The sequence below is a fragment of the Candidatus Methanoprimaticola sp. MG2 genome (assembly GCF_047501175.1).
Lineage (GTDB): Archaea > Thermoplasmatota > Thermoplasmata > Methanomassiliicoccales > Methanomethylophilaceae > Methanoprimaticola.
In genome coordinates, this window is sequence record NZ_JBEQWH010000002.1 from 81,163 (window position 1) to 101,560 (window position 20,398).

At 58.4% G+C, this 20,398-nt stretch carries 16 protein-coding genes and 1 pseudogene; 8 read left to right on the plus strand and 9 right to left on the minus strand.

Features of this window, described 5'->3' with window-relative positions:
• Window position 1: 1 nt before the first annotated feature.
• Together V5D86_RS01770 and V5D86_RS01775 are read right to left on the minus strand one after the other, a co-directional pair.
• Window positions 2–496: a 4Fe-4S binding protein gene (locus tag V5D86_RS01770; RefSeq protein ID WP_414594980.1), complete on the minus strand. Its 495-nt coding sequence runs from the start codon at window positions 494–496 to the stop codon at window positions 2–4.
• 1 nt (window position 497) lies between these two features.
• Window positions 498–1,139 (minus strand): rubredoxin-like domain-containing protein, encoded by a 642-nt coding sequence (locus tag V5D86_RS01775; protein ID WP_414594981.1) that lies wholly within the window; start codon window positions 1,137–1,139, stop codon window positions 498–500.
• A gap of 203 nt (window positions 1,140–1,342) precedes the next feature.
• Here V5D86_RS01775 and V5D86_RS01780 point away from each other — a divergent pair, with 203 nt between their 5' ends.
• Window positions 1,343–2,581 carry an excisionase gene (locus V5D86_RS01780; RefSeq protein WP_414594982.1) on the plus strand — a complete coding sequence of 413 codons (1,239 nt, stop codon included), beginning with the start codon at window positions 1,343–1,345 and terminating at the stop codon, window positions 2,579–2,581.
• On the opposite strand, the gene V5D86_RS01785 is transcribed toward V5D86_RS01780, so the two are convergent.
• Window positions 2,574–3,431: an EamA family transporter gene (locus tag V5D86_RS01785; RefSeq protein ID WP_414594983.1), complete on the minus strand. Its 858-nt coding sequence runs from the start codon at window positions 3,429–3,431 to the stop codon at window positions 2,574–2,576. The genes V5D86_RS01780 and V5D86_RS01785 overlap by 8 nt on opposite strands.
• A 146-nt stretch (window positions 3,432–3,577) precedes the next feature.
• On the opposite strand from V5D86_RS01785, the gene V5D86_RS01790 reads away from it, so the two are divergent.
• From V5D86_RS01790 to V5D86_RS01810, 5 genes are read left to right on the plus strand one after another with little or no spacing between them, the layout of a single operon-like run.
• Complete coding sequence (locus V5D86_RS01790) at window positions 3,578–3,868, plus strand: STAS domain-containing protein (protein WP_414594984.1); 291 nt, start codon at window positions 3,578–3,580, stop codon at window positions 3,866–3,868.
• Window positions 3,869–3,887: 19 nt separating this feature from the next.
• On the plus strand, window positions 3,888–5,312 hold the full coding sequence (locus V5D86_RS01795; protein ID WP_414594985.1) for an ATP-binding protein: 1,425 nt from the start codon (window positions 3,888–3,890) through the stop codon (window positions 5,310–5,312).
• Complete coding sequence (locus V5D86_RS01800; RefSeq protein ID WP_414594986.1) at window positions 5,305–6,486, plus strand: acyl-protein synthase; 1,182 nt, start codon at window positions 5,305–5,307, stop codon at window positions 6,484–6,486. Before V5D86_RS01795 ends, V5D86_RS01800 begins: the two co-directional genes overlap by 8 nt.
• Before the next feature lie 32 nt (window positions 6,487–6,518).
• Window positions 6,519–8,942, plus strand: a complete 2,424-nt coding sequence (locus tag V5D86_RS01805) for an acyl-CoA reductase (RefSeq protein WP_414594987.1) — start codon at window positions 6,519–6,521, stop codon at window positions 8,940–8,942.
• On the plus strand, window positions 8,939–10,648 hold the full coding sequence (locus V5D86_RS01810) for an MATE family efflux transporter (RefSeq protein ID WP_414594988.1): 1,710 nt from the start codon (window positions 8,939–8,941) through the stop codon (window positions 10,646–10,648). The genes V5D86_RS01805 and V5D86_RS01810 overlap by 4 nt, the downstream gene beginning before the upstream one ends.
• A gap of 104 nt (window positions 10,649–10,752) precedes the next feature.
• Here V5D86_RS01810 and V5D86_RS01815 read toward each other — a convergent pair whose 3' ends face one another.
• The 6 genes from V5D86_RS01815 to V5D86_RS01840 form a co-directional block, all read right to left on the minus strand.
• Window positions 10,753–12,186 (minus strand): PP2C family protein-serine/threonine phosphatase, encoded by a 1,434-nt coding sequence (locus V5D86_RS01815; RefSeq protein ID WP_414594989.1) that lies wholly within the window; start codon window positions 12,184–12,186, stop codon window positions 10,753–10,755.
• A gap of 99 nt (window positions 12,187–12,285) precedes the next feature.
• Window positions 12,286–13,365: an acyltransferase family protein gene (locus V5D86_RS01820; RefSeq protein ID WP_414594990.1), complete on the minus strand. Its 1,080-nt coding sequence runs from the start codon at window positions 13,363–13,365 to the stop codon at window positions 12,286–12,288.
• A 733-nt stretch (window positions 13,366–14,098) separates the two neighbouring features.
• Window positions 14,099–15,235: a hypothetical protein gene (locus V5D86_RS01825; RefSeq protein ID WP_414594991.1), complete on the minus strand. Its 1,137-nt coding sequence runs from the start codon at window positions 15,233–15,235 to the stop codon at window positions 14,099–14,101.
• 25 nt (window positions 15,236–15,260) lie between these two features.
• Window positions 15,261–16,061, minus strand: a complete 801-nt coding sequence (locus tag V5D86_RS01830; protein WP_414594992.1) for a hypothetical protein — start codon at window positions 16,059–16,061, stop codon at window positions 15,261–15,263.
• A 181-nt stretch (window positions 16,062–16,242) separates the two neighbouring features.
• Entirely contained in the window at window positions 16,243–17,994 is a 1,752-nt protein-coding gene (locus V5D86_RS01835; RefSeq protein WP_414594993.1) for a DUF4261 domain-containing protein, read from the minus strand.
• A 60-nt stretch (window positions 17,995–18,054) separates the two neighbouring features.
• Window positions 18,055–18,954 carry a hypothetical protein gene (locus V5D86_RS01840; protein ID WP_414594994.1) on the minus strand — a complete coding sequence of 300 codons (900 nt, stop codon included), beginning with the start codon at window positions 18,952–18,954 and terminating at the stop codon, window positions 18,055–18,057.
• A gap of 96 nt (window positions 18,955–19,050) precedes the next feature.
• Between V5D86_RS01840 and V5D86_RS01845 the strand changes: the two are divergent.
• Window positions 19,051–19,887 (plus strand): annotated as a pseudogene (locus tag V5D86_RS01845) (pyridoxamine kinase); the annotation flags it as partial.
• A 24-nt stretch (window positions 19,888–19,911) separates the two neighbouring features.
• Window positions 19,912–20,397, plus strand: a complete 486-nt coding sequence (locus tag V5D86_RS01850) for a GNAT family N-acetyltransferase (RefSeq protein WP_414595146.1) — start codon at window positions 19,912–19,914, stop codon at window positions 20,395–20,397.
• Window position 20,398 lies beyond the last annotated feature (1 nt).

Consider the following 20,398-nt stretch of genomic DNA (forward strand, 5'->3'; position numbering starts at 1 on the left):
GTCACTCGTTGAATCTCAGGAGCTTCAGGAGCTCCTCGGCCGCTGCCGAGGCCTCTCCCAGGCCCTTTGCGGACAGGGCCTCGAGCAGCTCGCGGACGTTACCGCTCTGGGGGAGCATGTATCCCGATTCGCGGACCAGGTCCTCTGCCATGAGACGGTTGGACCTGACGAAGGCCTCCATCAGCTGCCTGAGCACGGGGTCCTCGGCACCATCGGCAAGGCTCTTGGCGATGTTCTCCTGTACGGCCTTGCTCTGGGTCATGGACTGGAGGGACTTGCACATCCCCTCGTTCTTAGGCTGCTGCCTGGGATACTCCCTGGGGATCAGGGATATCGCACCCGAGGGACAGGATCTGGCACAGTCGCCGCATCCGGTGCACTTTGCGAAGTCTATCTGCCCGGTCTCGGTGTCGGTGGCCCCGGTCGGACAGACGTACAGGCACATGCAGTCCTTGGTGCAGAGCCTGAGGTTCCTTGAAGCATAGAGTTCGGTCATCTCAATCCCTCCTCTCGATCATCAGTATCATGAATCCGGGGACCTTGCACACCGGACAGACGGACGGCGGCTCGTCCCCGATGTAGATGAACCCGCAGATGTCGCAGACGTAGACGTTGGTATGGTCCAGGAAGTGCGGGTTCTTCAGATACCTCTCCAGTATCGACTCCATGATGATCGTGACCTTCTCGCTCCAGGTCAGGACACGGAGCGCTCCGCGGTCGGATACCACCGCGGACATCGACTTGGCACCCCCATAGTTCCCAAGGTCGGAGTTGATCCGGGACATCAGCTCCTCGATACCTCCGTGATCCTCGACCACAGACTGTGATTCGAAGTACTTCGAGATCTTCGTGAATAGCTCGGCCTCGCGGGACAACTGCTGCTTCGAGCATCCGCGGGCGAGGTTGGAGCACAGTGCGCTGAGCTGTCCGGCCGATAGCTCGCGGAGGTCCTCCGCATCCCAACCCGAAACCGTAGGTGTCACTGTGGGGACAGGCTCGTCATCCTCCTCGACAAGCTCGAATCCCTCCTTTCCCTCCCCGCAGACCGGGCATACCCAGTCATCGGGGAGATCGGAGAACTTGACCCCCTCCTTGGACTCATCGTATACATAGCCGCATACGCCGCATTTGTATTTCATGGGCCTGCCACACAGGTAATCGTTTATAAGGTAAATCGACCACGACGATGTTTTTAAGCTTCGTGTAGGTCCACCCCGCAGGACAAGGTTTGAAGGTCCCCATCCCATGGACAGATGGGTCATCAAGCCAATGGTTGCGAAATAATAATTTCATGAAAATATAGTAAATAAAGATATCAACTAAAATAAATACGTTCATACAGTTGAACCTTCTAATAAACTATTATTCCGTGGCCACCATACGCCCGAACATGGGTAGGGCCTTCGGATCGTATCAGACCCTGATGCATCACGATCACAAAGTCGCTGACATCACCCTGGATCCGAACGGCAACATCGTCTCGATAAGACGCATCATCGACCGGGACCGCATGCCCTGGGGCGTGATGACCGACACGGACGATGTGCTCAGGAGACTCGATGAATGGTGGGGATATCGCTGCATCCCCGAGAAGCGCAGGCATGTACCGCATGCGACGGACGGATCCAACCTGAGCACCAGGAGGGCCCTCATGGCATCGTCCGGAGCTTCCAACCTGTCGGACCATTATTGGATACGTCCCGAGAATGACGATTCCGGCTGGGATGACGTGAACTTCTATGACAACGATTTCAGCGAAGACGCTGGTCTGGCGTTGCTCGGTCTCATGGACGCATCCGATACGAATCGCTCTCCTGATTATTCGACGGACGGGGTGCTTCCGAAGATGTGGAGGGCGGACAGGACACTGCTCAAGGGCGGGACCGGCAGATGCAGGCAGCAACCCGTCAACGAGGTCATCGCGTCGGAGATCATGCGCCGTCTGGGCATCCCGCACGTCGAATACAGCCTGGAGCACATCGGGGACGAGCCGTACTGCTCGTGTCCCACACTGTCCTCGGACAGCGTCGAGTTGATACCTGCCAGATGTCTCGCGCATACGATCCGCCTCAGAGACGGCCGCACGATATACTCCCACTTCGTCGAGACCTGCGAGCTCATGGACGTCCCGGACACCCTGGAGTTCATAGACAGGATGATCGCGGTGGACCATATACTGGGGAACTCCGACCGTCACTACAACAACTTCACCGTCATGAGGGACCCCCACTCGCTTGAGGTCCTGGGCTTCGCCCCGCTGTTCGACAATGGATCATGCCTCGGATTCGAATCCCCCACTAAGGACATCCCTCCGAGGTCCGTCAAGGGAAGGACGTTCAAGAGGAACCTGGACGACCAGCTCAGGCTCATCCGCGACACGGGCTGCGTGGACCTGTCCAGACTCGACGGGATCGAATCGTCCGTTCGCAGGATCCTGAGTGGGTCGCGGGGGAGGATCGGGGACGAGAGGGCGGACGCCGTGGTGAGTATGCTCCGTCATAGGATCGATTCCCTGCAGGACCATCTTGACGAGTCACCGGGATTCCACGACGATATCCGGGACGACATCCCGGTCAGATGACCATCAGCATGGTCCCGGCCACGATGAGGGCCAGTCCGAACAGGGACCTCCTGGTGAGCCTCTCCCCAAGGACGAGGAAGGAGAACACTATGGTCACGAGGATGCTCAGCTTGTATATCGGCAGAACCACGCTGGCGGGCCCTTCCTGCAGGGCACGATAGAAGCACAGCCACGACGCGCCGGTGGCGACACCGGATGCGAGGACGAACCCCAGCTCCTTCCGGGGGATCCCCCTCACCTGGGACTGCTTCCTGGTCACGAACACCATGACCCATGACATCGCGAGGACCACCACCGTGCGGATTGCGGTGCCCAGGTTGGACTCTATGCCCTCGATCCCGACCTTTCCGAGTATGGACGTCAGGGCGGCGAAGAACGCGGAACCCACTGCGAACAGGAGCCACGACTGTCCCTTGCTCCCGACGGGCGCATCCTTCCTCTCGATCATCAGCATCGTTCCCGCCGATATGGCGACGACCCCCGCCACCCCGACCACGGAGATGGACTCCCCCAGGAAGATCAGGGCCAGCACTATCGCGAGGACTATGCTCGACTTGTCGATGGGGACCACCTTGTTCACATCGCCCAGCTCCAGGGCCTTGAAGTAGCAGAGCCATGACGCGCCCGTGGCCAGACCGGAGAGCACGAGGAACGCCATCGTCCTGGGATCGATGTATGGCAACTGGTCCTGTGACCCGACGATGAAGACCATCGCCCATGCGAACACCAGGACCACGATCGTGCGGACGGCGGTGGCCACCGTGGAATCGATGTTCCTGATCCCGCACTTGGCCAGTATGGCGGTAATGCCCGCGAAGAATGCCGAACCGACGGCGAATGCCAACCACATGTGCAGGTACCTATTCGGACCGACATGGTCCTATTTTAATTTCTGTTAACTTCGACCCCAGGATCCAGGTCTGGATGCCCTTTGGAACCACGATCCTATGGACAACATTCGGATGCTCCTTTATATCCACAATTGCTAACGGATTCATGGACTTCAAGAAAACAGTCGACGGCGACAGCATCACGTTCGCCGTGAAGGGCGACCTCGACATGACCACATCCCCCTCGTTCACCAAGTTCGCCACGGGCGAGACGGCCGGTATGAGGTCGATAACCGTGGACCTTGCCGAACTGGACTACATATCCAGTGCCGGGCTGAGATCCATAATGGCCCTGATGAAATCCGCACCGGGGGCGGATTTCAAGGTGATCAACACATCCGGAATAGTCAGAGAAGTGTTCGAGATATCCGGATTCGACCGCGTCCTGGGGGATTGATTGGATCGAACTCTTCAGCATGGACGTTCGTGCCGAACCGTTCTCGATACCCGTGGTCCGCAGCGTCGTTAAATCGTACGCAACCAACCACGGTCTGTCCGATTACGACACCGGACGCTTCCTCATAACCATTGAGGAGGCCATGGCCCAGGTCATCGAGTTCGGGTTCCCCGACAACCACGATGCGATGTTCAGGGTGTCCGCGTCCGTGGACGACATGGACTTCAGGATCGTCATAAAGGACAAGGGCATCCCTTACGACTACGACTACCTGTCCCGCTCCGAGGACACGGCGGCATCCATGAGTCTCCTGAAAGGATTCGCGGACAAGGTCCAGATAAGATGTCTGGGTGCGGAGGGGAGGGAGCAGACGCTGATAAAGCGCCTGACCGCCCTGCCCGAGTACAGGGACAACCAGGACGAGGATGCCGGACAGACGGAATGCGGGTCCGGCACATCCGCACTGGGACCGTCCGACATAGAGTACTGCATGCTGAGGCCGGAGCATGCGATAGAGGTCGCCCAGTGCATATACGACGAGTTCGGGTACAGCTACATACACGACATAGTGTACTATCCCGACGAGTTCTACGCCGCCACCCTACGTGGCGAGTGCATATCCATGGTGGCGACCGCACCCGACGGGGAGGTCGCCGGACATCTCGCGCTCGTCGGGTCCCCCACCCTCAAGGGCACCATGGAGATCGCGATGGGCGTCGTGAAGAAGAAGTTCAGGAACTGTTCGATCATGAACGTCCTGACGGAGAAGCTGATGAAGCACGGCCGCGAGATAGGCCTCACATCGATCAACTCGCACCCTGTGGTGTACCACGTCTTCACGCAGAAGATCTGCAACAAGACGGGGATGCATCCCTGCGGGTTCGAGTTCAACATCGCCAACGAGGACATGGAGACCTCCTTCGACTCCGGCTTCAGGGGATGCGTGGCCGTGGCCGTCCATCCCATCAGGGATGTGCACAGGAAGATCTACGTCAGCGAGCGTGCGCTGCCCATCGTCCAATACGTCATAGACGCCGGCAACTACGACAGGGAGGTCGTGACGGAAGGGTGCGCCCTTCCAGACGGCGAGTCGGAGGTCACGATGGACGTGGACACGAGGACGGACGCCGGCCTTATCGTGGTCGACCGCGTCCGTTCCGACATCGGATCGGACCTGCGCGCCAGGGACCACTACATAAGGTCCCAGAAGTGCATGGTGTCCCAGATATTCATCAACATATGCGACCCGTGCGCCATAGCGGCGTACGATGCGTCCATAGACCTCGGGTACATCTGCACGGGGATGTTCCCGGGATGCTCGAACTGCGACTACCTGATGATGGAGTCCATAATCTATTCTATAGCGGAGTATGACAAGATGCAGACTATCGAACCTTTCAGCGGACTGCTGAAGCTCGTCCGGGAGGGTGATGTCGATGGATGATCACCCGGACTACCACATCCGCCAGCTGGATTCGCCTGATGTCCAACTGCCCCCGGAGCTGAGCGCGGTCCAGAGGCTGTGGGCCCACGAGGACCCGTACGACATCGAGGGGACGGACGACGTCTTCGCGGAGGCCATGAGGCAGGTCGTGAAATGGCATGCCGCGCGCTGCGACTACTATTCGGACTGGCTGAGGCGCAACTCGTTCGACCCCGACACCATCAGGACCGTCGAGGATGTGGAGAGGATCCCGTTCCTGCACGCCAACTTCTACAAGACGCACACGATACAGTCCAAGTCGCCGGATGAGTACGTCATCACGCTCACGTCGTCCGGGACGTCCGGACAGAAGACGCAGATGTTCTTCGACGAGTGGAGCATGTTCGCCTCCGACAAGTCCGCGGACGTCCAGTTCGGATGGTACGGGAGGATCACGCGGACCCCGACCAACTTCATGATGTACTCGTACGAGCCCGCCCCCGGGGTGAACACCGGGACCCTCCGCACCAGGCAGATGATGAGGAGGTATGCCCCGGAGAACGGCCTGGAGTACGCCCTGAAGTTCAACGGTAGCGGGCATGATTTCGACCTCTTCGGAAGCATAGACGCCCTGCTCCGCTTCGAGAAGGAGGGGCTGCCCGTGAGGATCCTGGGATTCCCGGCGTTCCTGTACTTCACACTGGAGAGGATGAGGGAGATGGGCTATCCCCCGCTGAAGCTGAACCCGGAGTCTCTGGTGATGATGGGCGGCGGATGGAAGGGGTTCGTGGACAAGCAGCTTTCCCCCACCGAGTTCAGGCAGTACATCAACGACCGTCTGGGCCTTCCCCACACCTGCTGTCACGAGACGTACGGTGCGGTGGAGCACGGCGTCGCATATACGGACTGCGACGAGCACCACCTCCACATGCCGATATACAGCCGCGTCATCATCCGCGACCCGGTCACATTGGAGCCGGTGAAGGACGGGGAGGCGGGATTCGTGAACGTCATATCGCCGATGAACACCGGAGTGCCCGTACCCAGCCTGCTGCTCGGGGACATGGGCATAATGCACAGGGCCGGGACCTGCGGCTGCGGCAACGCCGCCCCATGGTTCCAGATACTCGGAAGGGCCGGAACGAGCAAGAACAAGAGCTGCGCGATAGCCGCGTCCGAGCTCCTGAGGAGATGATCATCATGTCACATATCTGGAGAGGAACTAGAATGGAGTCCCTGGACGGCCTTCTGGAAGGGTTGGACGCCGAGATCGACGAGACCATGAGGGGCATGCTGAGGACCTCCGATGTCCTGGAGGCGTGCGAATCCCTGTCGGAGACCATACGTTCCGGCAAGGCCGGATTCCTTACGGAAGCCCTCCTGCGCGACGGCATACAGGACCCCGTCCCGACGCTTACCGCACTGGCGGACGCCCTGTCCAGGGAGTCCCTGACGGTCAAGCTCATGTCCGAGCTCGGCAGCGACGAGCCCTTCGAGATAAGCCGCGTCGACAACGGGAAGCAGCATTTCGAGGGATGGTCCCCGGTCGGTGTGCTCCTTCACATAACCGCGGGGAACTCGCCCATTGTCGCCCCCATGGCGGCGGTGGAGGGTCTCCTCACAGGGAACATAAACCTCCTGAAGGTCGCCAGCAACCTGGGCGATTTCGCCACCGAGGTGCTGCTGTACCTGAGCGGCTTCCACAACCTGGGCGAGTACATCTACCTGCTCCGCATCCGTTCGTCGGACAAGCCCACGATGAGGTTCCTGATGAACCGTGCGGACTGCATCAGCGCATGGGGCGGCGAGGAGGCCATAGAGTCCATTCGCAAGGATGCCCCGCGCGGGACGCCCGTCGTGGAATGGGGGCACAAGATCAGCTTCGCCTACATCACGCCGGAGTGCCTCGACGAGGCGACCGCCGACAAGCTGGCCGCCAGCATATGCCGCAACGAGCAGCAGTCCTGCTCCAGCCCACAGTGCGTCCTGGTCGACACGGAATCCCGCGACGACGTGGACCGTATGGGGGATCTGCTGGCCCGTGCCCTCGACAAGGCAAGGGATTCGCTGCCACGCAGGAAGCCCGAACCGGCCGAGGCCGCCGAGATAACAGCCACCAGGGAGCTTCACAGGGCGGACCTGTACTACAACGACGGGGACGTGATCGAGGATCCCGAGCACACCTACCGCATCCTGATAAGCTACACCACCAAGTTCATGCCGTCCCCGTTGTACAGGACGGTATGGCTCTCGCCGCTGCCCAGGAGGGACCTCACATCCTCGCTCAGGAGCATGAGGCGCTACCTGCAGACGGCGGGTGTGGCCTGCTCGCTGAACGACCTGGAGCCGATCACCACCTCGCTCTTCCGTGCCGGTGTCCAGAGGATCACCCCTCTGGACTCCATGAGCGCCAGCTACTCGGGCGAGCCCCATGACGGCGGTTACGCGCTCCCGAAGTTCGTCAGGCGCGTGTCCATGCGCCTGGAGATGGAGACCAACGGCATAGTCGGCATGAGGGAGCTCAGGACCCCCGACAACACGCCCCCCGGGGGCCCCATACAGGGGAAGAAGGACTATCCTCCGATACCCGAGGGCGGCGTCCGCGTTCTGACCAAGAGCGGAGGCACGACCGCCGCCCCGATCTACTGCGGGTACAGCGACAACGACTATCGCAGGTACATCGTGGAACCCGCGGTCAAATCCATGATGGCCCTCGGTCTCGACCCCGAGAGGGACGTCGTGGCGGACCTGCTCAGGGCGGGGTCGCTCTACGGCGGGATGAACTTCTTCATATCGATATTCGACCGGATGCATGTCCGCAACCTGAACATCAGCGGTCTGGACGATGTCAACCTCGTCGCCAAGCTCATGGTGGACGGGAAGGCCACCGCCGTCCTCGGCGCACCGAGCTACATCATCAAGGTGTTTCAGGAGAACCACGACCTCCTGAAGGGATACGGGAGGGTCCGCAAGATCTTCTTCGGAGGGGAGATGTTCTCCGCCGGACAGGTCAGATGGCTGGAGGAGGAGTTCGGCATCGAGAGCATCCAGTCCATACTGTACGGTGCGAACGAGACCGGCACAATGGGATACGGATGCAGGTTCTGCGACAGGGACGAGTTCCACCTGAACAGCGAGATCCAGAAGCTGGAGATCCTGAGGACGGATTCGGACGAGTCCGTCGGGCCCGGCGAGACCGGCAGACTGGTATTCACCGGCTTCCTGAGGGAGGAGGGACGCACCCAGAGGTACGAGATCGGCGACCTCGGCGAGTGGATCCCCGGGGACTGCCCCTGCGGCAGGAAGGAGCCCCGCTTCAAGCTCCTGGGGAGGTACGGGGACGTCATGCGCATAGGCGGCACGTTCTTCAACTTCCGCAGGATCTCCAAGCTCCTGACGGACTGCCTAGGATACACCGGGAACCTGCAGGTCATCCTGGACCACGACGGTCTGAAGGACAGGATGGTCGTGTGCATCGACGACGGGTCCTTCGACACCGAGGCGGCCTCGGCCGCACTCATGGAATACGACTCGTTCGCCAAGACGGTCCCGACCGGCCTGATATCCTTCGAGGTCAGGGACGTCGGCAGGGACGGGTTCGTGGTGAACAACGTGAGCCTGAAGATCACGCCGGTGGTGGACAGGAGATGAGCGGCAGGAACCCGTACCTGGTGAACCGCGCCTTCCGCACGTTCGCCGTCTCCACCATACTGGCCGTCATGGCCACGTCCATGGGATTCTTCATCAACGGGGTGATAGTCGGCAACATGATGGGGGAGCAGGCCCTCTCCGCCGTGAACCTCGTCTCGCCGCTGGTCCAGCTGTTCAATGCCATAACCGCCCTGCTATGCGCCGGAGGGGCGACCCTCTGCGCCGTCCTGATAGGCAAGGGCAAGGGGAAGGACACATGGGGGGTCTTCAGGTCCGCCATGGTCATAATGGGCGTGATATCGGCTGCCATGATGGCCGTCGGGCTGTTCGCACCGGACATGGTCGCCTCTGCGATCTGCTCCAGCGATGCACTCCTGCCCATGGTCGAGGAGTACGCGTCCATCGCCCTCATCGGTTCCGCGGCGTACCTGTTCATGCCCGGTCTGGCCATGTTCGTCAGGGTCGACGGATCGCCGAACACGGCGACGCTGGCGCTTGGGACCGCGAACATCGCGGCACCCCTGCTCTGCGTGGCCCTCGTCGGCTCCGGCTTCGGCATCGCCGGTGCATCGGCCGCCCTTGTGCTGGGATACGCGATCGGTACGGTCATACTCGTTCTGCATTTCTTCAGGAACAGGGGCACCAGCCTGTTCAAGCCGTCCTCCGGCGCCCCCGGACACATCCCAGAGCTCCTGGAGTACGGGGCGCCCATAGCATTGGCGTCCGTGATGATGGTCGTCAAGATGCTGGTCATGAACATGCTCACCCTCCAGTACCTCGGAGACGGAGGCATGGCCACGATGGCCCTCGCCATGAACACCCTCATGCTCGCATCCATGCTGATCGGCGGAATCTGTCAGACGATACAGCCGATAGGCGGAACCCTCTACGGGTCCGGCGACTCGGAGGGCATCTCATACCTCACACGCACAGTGGCCGTCGTCCTCGTCGCATCGCTCACGGTACTCGTCGTGGTCGTCATGGCCGTGCCCGGTCTGTTCTGCACCCTGTTCGGGGTCACGGATCCCGAGATCGTCGACTCGTCGATAACCGCACTGAGGCTGTTCGCCCCGTGCATACTGCTGTACGGAGTGAACTATGCGATCATGGTCCTGTACCAGGTCCTCGGACACAGGCGCATCTCCATCATGGTCTCCGTGGTGCAGCCGTTGTGCGTCATCGTGACCGCATTCGTTCTCGCCCCCGTGGACGGGGAGCTCATCTGGGCTTCCTTCTGGATCGGCGAGCTGGTAATGCTAGTCATCGTCGCGCTGATGTCCGCCGTCATGCGCAGGCGCGACAGCGGGCTCATGGGTCTGCTCCTCGGAAGGGTCCCCTCCGTCCCGATCGAGTCCGTATCGTTCTCCGGTGACGGGTCCGACATCCCGTCCGCGCTGGAGGCCGTCTCCTCGTTCCTCGCCGAGCACGGTGTGGACGCGGCGAAGGCATCCCACATCCGCCTCTGCTGCGAGGAGCTTGCAGTCAACGTCGTCGAGCACGGGATCTCCCGCAACCCCAAGAGGTTCGCGGACATGGTCGTCAGGATAGGCGACGAGGTCTCGGTCATCATACGTGACGACGGTGCGCTCTTCAACCCGATCGAGTACGACGGCGAGGGCATCGGGATAATGATCGCGAAGGGCGTGTGCAAGGACATGACCTACACCCGTGCCATGGGACAGAACAACGTGAGGGTCACGTTCTGAGACGGACACAGTCTCCCTTACGGGCGTTGAAACGATTTATCGGCACCTGCGATCCAGGGTTCGCAGGTGCCGTCTTTCTCTACGATCTCCGACTTCCAGTGCGATCAGGATGCCACGATGGAGAGCATGGTGATGTCGTCGGTCTGGTCGCGTCCCTCACCGAACGATGAGACATCGGATGCCACAGCGGATGTGATGTCCTCGTCATCGGACTCCTCCAGCAGCCTGACCAGCCTGTCCGTGCCATAACGCTCCTTGTTCCATCCCTCGGCCTCTATGACGCCGTCCGTGTACATCAGGACCGCATCCCCCGCACCCATGCCGATCGACCTGTTGGAGTAGTCGTTCTCGAAGATCCCCAGAGCAGGCTCATGGTCAACCTCCATCAGGGTGACTCCACCCCCGGTCCTGAGCAGAGGTGCGGGATGTCCTGCGCACGAGTACGTCAGCGTCTTGGTCCTGGGATCCGCCACACAGAGGAACGCGGTGGCGAACATGCACGAATCGTTGTCCTTCATGAGGCGCTTGTTGCACTCGGTGAGGCATCTTCCAGGATCCAGTCCGGATTCCAGGAGGAAGAGCATGATCTCCTTGACCCTCATGGCCATAAGGGCGGCGGGCACGCCCTTCCCGGACACGTCCGCTATCACCAGGGCGGTCCTGTCATCGGAAAGCGGGATTACATCATAGAGGTCCCCGCCGACCTCCTTCGCAGGCAGCATGAACTCGAACACACGGAACCCCACGACATCGGAACAGGCATCCCTGTTGGGGACCACCGACCTCTGGATCAGGGCGGCCGCCTCCAGTTCGGTCTTATATCTGTCCACCTCCAGGGATCCCGTCGTCCTCTCGAGGAAAAGCACTATGCAGACGACGTACAGGGCGATCAGAAGGAACTCCGTCAACAGGGATGAGAAGTCCATGTTCGCGGAGTAGATCTGGTCGGAATAATCCAGGACATAGATCGCGAAGATGATTATCGGGAATCCGAGACGACGGGACATGTCACCTCCTGCCATGGCGATCACATTCGCAAGGCGGGCGGGCATGACACGGTACAGTATCGCAAAGACCACTATGTTGAATACCAGGTGCACCGCTATGTTATGGGTATCGCTCTCCGGTCCGAAATGTCCCAAGAGATACGCGACATGATATATGCTGAAGGCCGACGTATATACCGTGAAACAGAGCGTGGACATCAGCAAGGACGTGAACACCTTCGACGACAGCTTTCCACCATATGCGCCGCACGTCACCCCGGTCTCGGCGATCAACAGGATGAACATCGAGAACAGCACGGCGACACGGACGACGCCGTGATACTCCGGATCATATATGGCCGAATCAGGTAGCGAGTTCATCATCCAGACTATCAGGATGAACAGCGTGGCAACGGCATAGGAACCGATCCATATGGCCGCGGTGATGTTACGGGAATACCTTCTGTTCAAGGTACGGTCTATCAGGACCACTATCCCTGAGAAGGGCAACAGGACGGTCACTATGATTATCAGAAACAGTTCAACTTGCATTACACGCAGGTCCCTACCATATCGGCATCTCAATCAGAATGAGCAGCGATATAAAACCAATGGAGACGGGATGCATCCGCCGTCACATTGGACGATCGTTCAGGTCGACGCACCATCCTCGAGCAGGGAGTTGTACCTGCCGATGACCCTGTCACATAAAGACTGTGCAAGGTAGCTCAGGACGAGGGTTATCGCCAGGGAAGCGATCATCGGGAGATAGAACTCGTCTATGAGCCCGGGATAGAAGTAGTTGAACGTCGGATAATGCAGGAGGTAGAGCGGATACGACATCGTGCCTATGAATGCCAATATGTCCCTATGTCTGCCCGGACTCATCAAAAGCCCGCATATCGAGGCCAACAACAGCATCGTAGCCCCCTCATCCGCGAAATCGGAGGCCATCGAGACGATAACCATCAGGATCGATGCCATCGACATCACTGGAACCAGGTATCTGCTCTTTATGGAGCAAACGGCCCATAGTATGATGCAGAATGCCATCCCTCCCACGGATGTAACCACAAAGTCCAAAGTGGATGATGATGACCTGGTCGTCAAGGCCAGGATTGCGAAACAGACGATTAGGATTCCCAGACCATGCCTCTCGAACAGTTGACGGACTCCCGCGGAATACTGGACCCAGATCACCCCTAGGACGAAGGATGCACCGGATGCGTAATAAAGCGGCGAGCCGAAGTAATCGGACATCAGGAACATGGCCGCCGTACAAGCTATCGTCAATGCTACGCTACGGGTCCTCTCCGATCCCATGAAGCCTGTGAGGAAGAATATGATGTAGAACACCACGAGCTCCGCAACATACCAGTGGGGTGAGCCGAAGAACATCCTCTCGACATCCGGCAGTACATTGTCGGCACTCAGATGAACCACAGCCCATGCCAGGGATGAGACCAGCATTATGATCCAATATTGGATCATCAGCCCCATCACCCTCTTCTGAAGAAACGTCTTCAGATAGTTGGCCTTGTTCCTTCTGCTATACTCCAGGCCGAATCCCGACATGAAGAAGAAGCCTGCGACACAAAGATGTCCGATGTCCGGAAAACCGAATCCGAACGCCCATCCTGCATGAAAGAGGAATATTCCGAAGAACAGTATGGCGCGGAATATCAGTGTGTCCTGATAGGACATCGTCGAGTCTTTGATCTGCAGATTCATCTGTTTGCACTAAGTAGTTAAGACTATTAAACTACATCTAATAACCATCCATTATTATTTTATTATGTAAAGATATTAACTAAATTAATTATAGTATTGATAGATTCTATTGATTTTTGGGTATACACTGCAAAATTCTCAAATAATTCATTCGAAAACCCTACAATATCTACACGATCTCCAAAATGTTCAAAATACGCAAAAAATCTAGGGTAAATTGCCTCAAAACATCAAAATCAAGTGTATATTCGGGAGGCCGTCGTGGACAAAAACATGGTTAAAATCCATTATATTTTTGAAATTCCGTAAGAAAAACATCAATTTTCAAAAGTAATCGATATTTCCACTAGAAATCATGATTTTCTTCAATAATTTTTAAAATATTCTATATACATTATAATTTAATTGAATAAAGATATTAGCTAAATTAATAATAGTAGATTGCCTTAGATAGATATCAAACATCAATCATCGATAATAATATATTATGTAAAGTAATTAGCTAAATTAATTATAATATGTAGGAAATATACATCGTGTACGGTAAAAACTAATCAGAAGAACATTACTCTGGATTATGTCAATAATTTATTACAAAAATAATTATATGAAAATAATTTATGAAGATAAGCAATCAGCTTAAATTATAATGATATTATAAAATCAATGAACAATTATAGAGATATGAGGTAAAAGAACGGGCCGGAAGCGATCCGGCCCATGTGTTCGAAGATCAATCCCTGAGCGAGTCGCTCATGTACATCATCATACCCTGGAGGCTGTTCAGCACCTGAGCGTAGTTGTACTCGATAATGGACTCGTCCGGAGTCAGCATCTGCGTGTACTCCTCCTGATGCTTCGGATCGGGGGAATCGGTCGCGATGCGCATTATCTCCTTGAAACCGGAGACCACACTGTCCGTGACGTCGAAGTCTATCTGGAGGATCGCGTCGCATATCGCGATGTCATCCTTCAGGAATTCGATGATGTCATCGCACACGTCCATGTCCATCTTCCCGTCCATGGCCGCCTCCACGATGGAATCGATCTTGGACTCCTTCATGTCCCTGACCCGACGCACGGAATCCATATTGCCGTTCGTGAGGAACTGCTGACCCATGGGTTCGACGGGATCCTCTTCGGCCTCCGCCTCTGGAACGACCTCGGGATCAGGATTGTTCCCGACGACCTCCTCGACGGGGTCCGCCACGGCATCTGCGGACGACTCCAGCTCAGATATCCTGGACATGGCCTCCTGATAGGCAGGCTCCAGGACGGACAGCTTCTCCTCGGCGAGCTGGAGGTCGGTCTTCAGTGATGCGATGCTGGACCTGAGCTCGTCCGCCTGTCTGCGGACCTCGTCCCTGTCGGAGGTCACCTCCCTCAGCTCGTCCTCCAGGGTGGCATTCTCGGTCCGGGAGTAGTCTAGCTGCTGGGTCAGCTGCTCCACCCTCGCACGGCAGCCCGAGAGCTCGTCCTTGAGCGAGGATATGGCATCGTCGGAGGAATTGTCGGGACGGAGGGATTCGACCGCGTCGGAGATCAGGCCGCGGACGTACTCCTCTATGTCCGGCTGATCAGGCACACCGATAGGGGCGGCCTTCATCGAGTTGAAGCGGTCCTCGTCTTCGCGCTCGGAAGGCGACAGCCTCTCCGCGTACTCCGGTGCATCGATGGCATCCAACTCTATCTCGGCCTCGCCGAGGGTATCCAGGAGCGTATCGCACGCATCTATGTCATCCCCCAGGGAGACTATGATGTCTATGTACGTGTCGACGTTCCCGCTGTCGATCTTCGCCATCGAGGCGAATATCATGATCTCGTTCAGTTTTCTGTCCCTGACCCTGGCAACAAGATCTGCATCCCACATGCATACCGCATGGGAAACGGAGGATTTAAGCAGGATGCTTAATCGATGATGCGGATCGATGCGGACCGTCGGATATCTCCGAGGAACCGGGGAGTCTGGAGTTCATGATGCATCTGGCGTACATCATGGCGATGAACCTCCCGAGATCGGCACGGAACGCCTCCAGGTCCGCCCTCTCATCGGGTCCGAGGATGTCGAGGAAGATACGGTCGAAGTCATGGGTGTCGACGGTACCTAGGGCATCGACCGCGGAGGAGATGTCCTCGCTCGTCACGCTCTTCAATCCGCTGATCCGGAGGAGTATCGCACACTGGTTCCCCGTCGCGACGGCATAGTCCAGGGAATCGCCCAACACGTCCGGATCCTGGCCCATGCATCTGTCCACGATGGAGCGCATCGTGTGGCGCACGCTGCGGATGACTGCCACGTCCTCGGCGGTCGGCACCCATCCATCCGTGTCCGCGATGTCCGCCGCATGCCTGAGGAAAGGGTATTGGAACGCGAGCTCATCGGTCATCCACGTGAACTCCCCCTCATCCTCGGAATCCCTGTCCTTGAGGGATGCGAGATATCCGTCCATGAAGGAAGGCATGGGCTTGAGCCCCTCGTTCTCCAGGAACTCGAGTTCCGCGGAGATGTTCGACAGGTCGTTAGTGGCCAGCGAGAGCATGACCTTTGCGCGTGATATGTGCTTGACCAGCTCGGAGACGTATGACCTCCTGTCATCCTCGCTCATCCCCTTGTCAAACGTGGCGGTGGCCACTTCGATGCCCTTACGTATCAATATCCTGTTCAGGACCATAATGTCACGGACGTCGAATATCATCTGAAGCACATCTTTAACTAATTTATGAAATATCTATATTCAATATATTAATAATGTAAACAGCTTAACTCACTTGAAATCGAACGATTCATCTCCGGAACATGACTGTCCAAGGCCACGATGACTGGAACGTGCGGGTCGTTCCCGTTCGTGCCACCGATGATATGCGACATCGATGGCGTCACTCCGGATATTTCAATTTCAGTGTCATGCCGTCGATGGCGACCCCGGGGGACCTTTCGACCGTGATCGTATGCTCCGCGTCGAATCCGATCTCGTCCCCATCCGAGAGGATGGTGTCGTTCTGCAGAAGGTACCCTGCGACATTGTACAGGAAGTCCCTGAGCTCCATCGGCGTGCGGTCCCCGGTGACCTCCATCTCATCCATCCCGAAGGTGGACATCCCTCTCGTGTAGACGGTGTAGCCCCCTTCCGAGCGCGAGATGCCGAACCACACCCAATCGTCCAGGGGGAGCTGTCCCTCGCGTATCTGATCGGCGGTCTCCAGGAACACCTCGGGTTTCACGACGGTCCCCTGGTAGTAGACCCCGATGGCATTGGGGAGCTTCGCGGCCGCGGCGACCATCTTCGTGTGGGTCAGGGCCGAGGGCACGGGAGTCATGCCGTGATTGATCAGTGCGACCATCAGATGGGACGTGTGCCTGCGGGTCGTCTCCACGGCCTCGGGCCACATGTAGTTGTTGGCGGCGTTCTCCTCCGCCTCCCCGTCGGGGACCTTCGTCCTGAAGAGACTGTACGCGACCAGGTTGCCTTCGTTCTCGAACACCAGGTTGCCTTCGTCCTCCTTCTCCCTGCAGCGGACCCCCCAGTCGCTGGCGAGGTTGCCCTTGACCTCTTCGCAATCCCAGGAGTCCCCGGTCAGCAGGACGAACGCCACGAACGGGCCTCCCCTGTGCTCCATCTTCACCAGCTGGAGGTCGGGCCCGAACATCGCGTTGACGGGCTCCCCGCCACCGATCGATCCGAAACTGAGCATCACGGACATGTCACGGGCTATGGTCAGCGCGTACAGGGGCATGTCCGGCGTCACATGGTCCAGGCCCGCACGGGCGGCCGATTCCATCTCATGCACGGAGTCGAGGACCCTGACGATATCGGCAGCATCCAACTTGGAGAGGAACGCCTCGTTCATGGCGAGGGACACCAGGACCTGCCCGTTGCCGCCGTCCGTCATGAACGTGCAATAGGGGTGGTCGGGGATCCATCCGCTGGGATGGACGGCGGTCTTGATCCTCCTCAGGTTGGCACTGTCCGTGAATATGCCCATCACGGACTCCGCCCTGGAACGGACATCGTCATCGTCGTTCGTCAGGAACTCGTGGACTATGTCGTCACCGGGAGTGACGTACCTCTCGCCGTCGAATATACGGAACTCCGTCTGCTCGAGGGTGCGGGAGTTCTCGATGTCGTCGATGATCTCCAGGAACTCCGGGTCGTCCTCATGGATCTCGAGACCTTTGCGGGCGGCGGCGAGGGCACCCTTCCTGTCGCCGTAGTGGGACCTCATGCGTGCGAGCATCGCCCAGTTGGGCGTGTACATGGGCTCCTCCTCGACGCCGCGGGCGAAATAGTCGAAGGCCTTGCGGGGCTTCCCGGTGTACATCAGGGCCACGCCGTACCTGTAGAACCACGTCCCGCAATTCGACGACAGGTCCTCCACGCGGGAGAGCCAGTCGACCGTGGTGCAGTAGTGCTCGTAATCATCGATGTTGTTGCACGTGTAGGCGACCCAGAGTGCGAACTCCATGTCGTGCTGGACCTGTTTCTCCGTGAACCTTCCGTCCGCCATGCCCCTCGACATTATGCCGCCGAGGCATTCGAGCATAGCCTCGAAGTCGATGCTGTCGCCATTGGCGATGGATTCTATCTCTCTGACTTCCTCATCACGGAGTATTCTCTCAGGCCCGCTCATGCTCCCAGTGTATGCGGGGTCCTATTTTAGGGATTGGTCGTGGATGTACTCCGGGGACGGTCATCGGAGCATGTCGTCCATCCCCGCGGCGCCCCTTCCGACGCCGATCTCCATGGCGCGGATGAGGTGCTTCTCGGCCTCCTCGACCCTTCCGGCCTTCATGAGGACACTGGCAAGGTCATGGTGCAGGGATATGAGCGGCTCCTGGTCCGGCAGGCCGTGGTTCTCCAGCAGGCCCTCCATGACGTTCACCGCTACGGTCAGGTCCACGATCGCCATGTCATTGTCGCCGATGCTGGATTCGGAGTCGGCACGCATGACCAGGATCATCACCAGGGAGTCCGTATCCTCCAGGACCCCGCGCTCCATGAGGTCCGTGCCGACCTCGATGGCATCGGTGCACGACCGTATGGACGAATGTACGTCGTTGAGGGCATCGTATGCCTCGGCGGACAGGCCGTGGAGCTCCATCCTCCGGTTCTGGAACCACGGGTCCCGGGATTCCGTCATGGACAGCCCCTTCTCCACGAATACCCTGCAGTCCTCGGGGTGGCCGCAGTCTATGAGGTCCTCGGACGCGGTTATGCAGAGACGGACTATGGACCTCTGGTCGTAATGCCTGGACCCGGCATCGAGGCCGTCGAGCTTAGATGCCACGTGATAGTACTCCTCCACCGGGTCCCCGTCCTGGTCGAAGACGAGGGACGCCATGGCCGAATGGATCCTCACGTACGTTCCGGGATCCACCTCCGTACCTGACGACACCAGGTCATCGGCAAGCTCCGAAGCGGTCTCGAAGTCGTCGAGCGCCGAGGTACGGTACTCCATCATCGCCAGCACGCGACCGCGGTTCACATAGGCCTCGAGCAGTTGCTCGAGGTCCTCCGACGCCTCGAGTTCGTGGACCCTGTCATTGAGCTCCCTCAGCGATTCTTCCAGATGAGCGTCCGCCTTCTCCATCACGGGATTATCCCGTCGCGACGGTATAAGAATTGTCTCTGTCACGCGACACCGCGACATCGCCATCTTAAGATATCTGATACCCATGGCGCGACCATGAATCATGAAAGGATCCTGGCCATCCACGACATCTCGTGCGTCGGCAGATGCTCCCTGACCGTCGCACTGCCCATCATCTCGGCAGCAGGAATCGAATGCTCCGGGCTGCCCACCGCGGTCCTCTCCACGCACACTGGCGGATTCAAAGGATTCACATACAGGGACCTCACCGAGGACATGATCCCGATCGACGAGCACTGGAAGACCCTGGACATAAAGTTCGACGCGTTCTACACGGGATTCCTGGGATCGTTCGAGCAGATCGACATAGTCTCCAGACTGTTCGACGACCTGTCCGATGAGGACACGACGATATACGTGGACCCTGTGATGGCGGATGGCGGAAAACTGTACGCAGTGTTCGGGCCGGACTTCCCCGCTGGCATGAGGAGGCTCTGCGAGAAGGCCGACGTCATTATGCCAAACCTGACCGAGCTCTGCCTGATGCTCGGCCTCGAATGGAGGGAGGGGCCGTACACCCGCGAGTACATCGGCTCCATGCTCGAGAAGGCGCGCGCCTTCGGTGCCAAGAGGATCGTCCTGACCGGCATAAGCTACGAGAAGGGCAGGCTCGGGGCCGTCTACATGGACTACGAGACCGGCGAGACCGGCGAGGTCATGAGGGACGAGATCCCCGGATACTACCACGGGACCGGGGACGTGTTCAGCTCCGCGCTGGTTGGGGCCTGCGAGAACGGGCTCTCCCTGAGGAACTCCGTCGAGGCGGCCGTCAACCTCACTGTCACCAGCATCGTACGCACGTACAACTCCGGGGAGGACATACGCTACGGGGTGAACTTCGAGGTCGGCCTCAAGGACTACATCGCGGAGATCGACGCGTCCCGCCCGGGCATCACAATGGAGCCGATACACGACGATGACGACATCAGGATAGTGTCGTCCGTCGCGCACAGCGTGTGGACCGAGGCATACGAGGGGATCGTCCCCGTCGAACAGACCCTCTACATGCTGGACAAGTATCAGAGCTACGAGGCCATATCCAAGGCCATCTCGGAAGGGTACACGTATCTGGCCATAAGGGACGGGTCCAGGATCGTCGGATTCTGCGCGTACGTCCCCGACGAGAAGGGGATGTTCCTGTCCAAGATCTACATCCTGAAGGACCACAGGCACAGGGGACTGTCCAGGAAGGCCCTCGGATACGTCGTCTCGGAGGCCAGGGACCTCGGGAAGGACGTGGTCCACCTAACGGTCAACAGGGAGAACAGCCACTCGATCGAGATCTACAAGAAGCTCGGGTTCGTCATAACAGGATCCGTCGACAATCCCATCGGGAAGGGATTCGTGATGAACGACTACCTGATGGAACTGAAGGTCCAGTGAG

What these genes read in the sequence shown, in the direction of transcription:
- V5D86_RS01770 (WP_414594980.1), bottom strand. Translation starts at nt 496, where the DNA reads ATGACCGAACTCTATGCTTCAAGGAACCTCAGGCTCTGCACCAAGGAC.
- V5D86_RS01775 (WP_414594981.1), bottom strand. Translation starts at nt 1,139, where the DNA reads ATGAAATACAAATGCGGCGTATGCGGCTATGTATACGATGAGTCCAAG.
- V5D86_RS01785 (WP_414594983.1), bottom strand. Translation starts at nt 3,431, where the DNA reads ATGTGGTTGGCATTCGCCGTCGGTTCGGCATTCTTCGCGGGCATTACC.
- V5D86_RS01790 (WP_414594984.1), top strand. Translation starts at nt 3,578, where the DNA reads ATGGACTTCAAGAAAACAGTCGACGGCGACAGCATCACGTTCGCCGTG.
- V5D86_RS01795 (WP_414594985.1), top strand. Translation starts at nt 3,888, where the DNA reads ATGGACGTTCGTGCCGAACCGTTCTCGATACCCGTGGTCCGCAGCGTC.
- V5D86_RS01800 (WP_414594986.1), top strand. Translation starts at nt 5,305, where the DNA reads ATGGATGATCACCCGGACTACCACATCCGCCAGCTGGATTCGCCTGAT.
- V5D86_RS01805 (WP_414594987.1), top strand. Translation starts at nt 6,519, where the DNA reads ATGGAGTCCCTGGACGGCCTTCTGGAAGGGTTGGACGCCGAGATCGAC.
- V5D86_RS01810 (WP_414594988.1), top strand. Translation starts at nt 8,939, where the DNA reads ATGAGCGGCAGGAACCCGTACCTGGTGAACCGCGCCTTCCGCACGTTC.
- V5D86_RS01815 (WP_414594989.1), bottom strand. Translation starts at nt 12,186, where the DNA reads ATGCAAGTTGAACTGTTTCTGATAATCATAGTGACCGTCCTGTTGCCC.
- V5D86_RS01820 (WP_414594990.1), bottom strand. Translation starts at nt 13,365, where the DNA reads ATGAATCTGCAGATCAAAGACTCGACGATGTCCTATCAGGACACACTG.
- V5D86_RS01825 (WP_414594991.1), bottom strand. Translation starts at nt 15,235, where the DNA reads ATGTGGGATGCAGATCTTGTTGCCAGGGTCAGGGACAGAAAACTGAAC.
- V5D86_RS01830 (WP_414594992.1), bottom strand. Translation starts at nt 16,061, where the DNA reads ATGATATTCGACGTCCGTGACATTATGGTCCTGAACAGGATATTGATA.
- V5D86_RS01835 (WP_414594993.1), bottom strand. Translation starts at nt 17,994, where the DNA reads ATGAGCGGGCCTGAGAGAATACTCCGTGATGAGGAAGTCAGAGAGATA.
- V5D86_RS01840 (WP_414594994.1), bottom strand. Translation starts at nt 18,954, where the DNA reads ATGGAGAAGGCGGACGCTCATCTGGAAGAATCGCTGAGGGAGCTCAAT.
- V5D86_RS01850 (WP_414595146.1), top strand. Translation starts at nt 19,912, where the DNA reads ATGGAGCCGATACACGACGATGACGACATCAGGATAGTGTCGTCCGTC.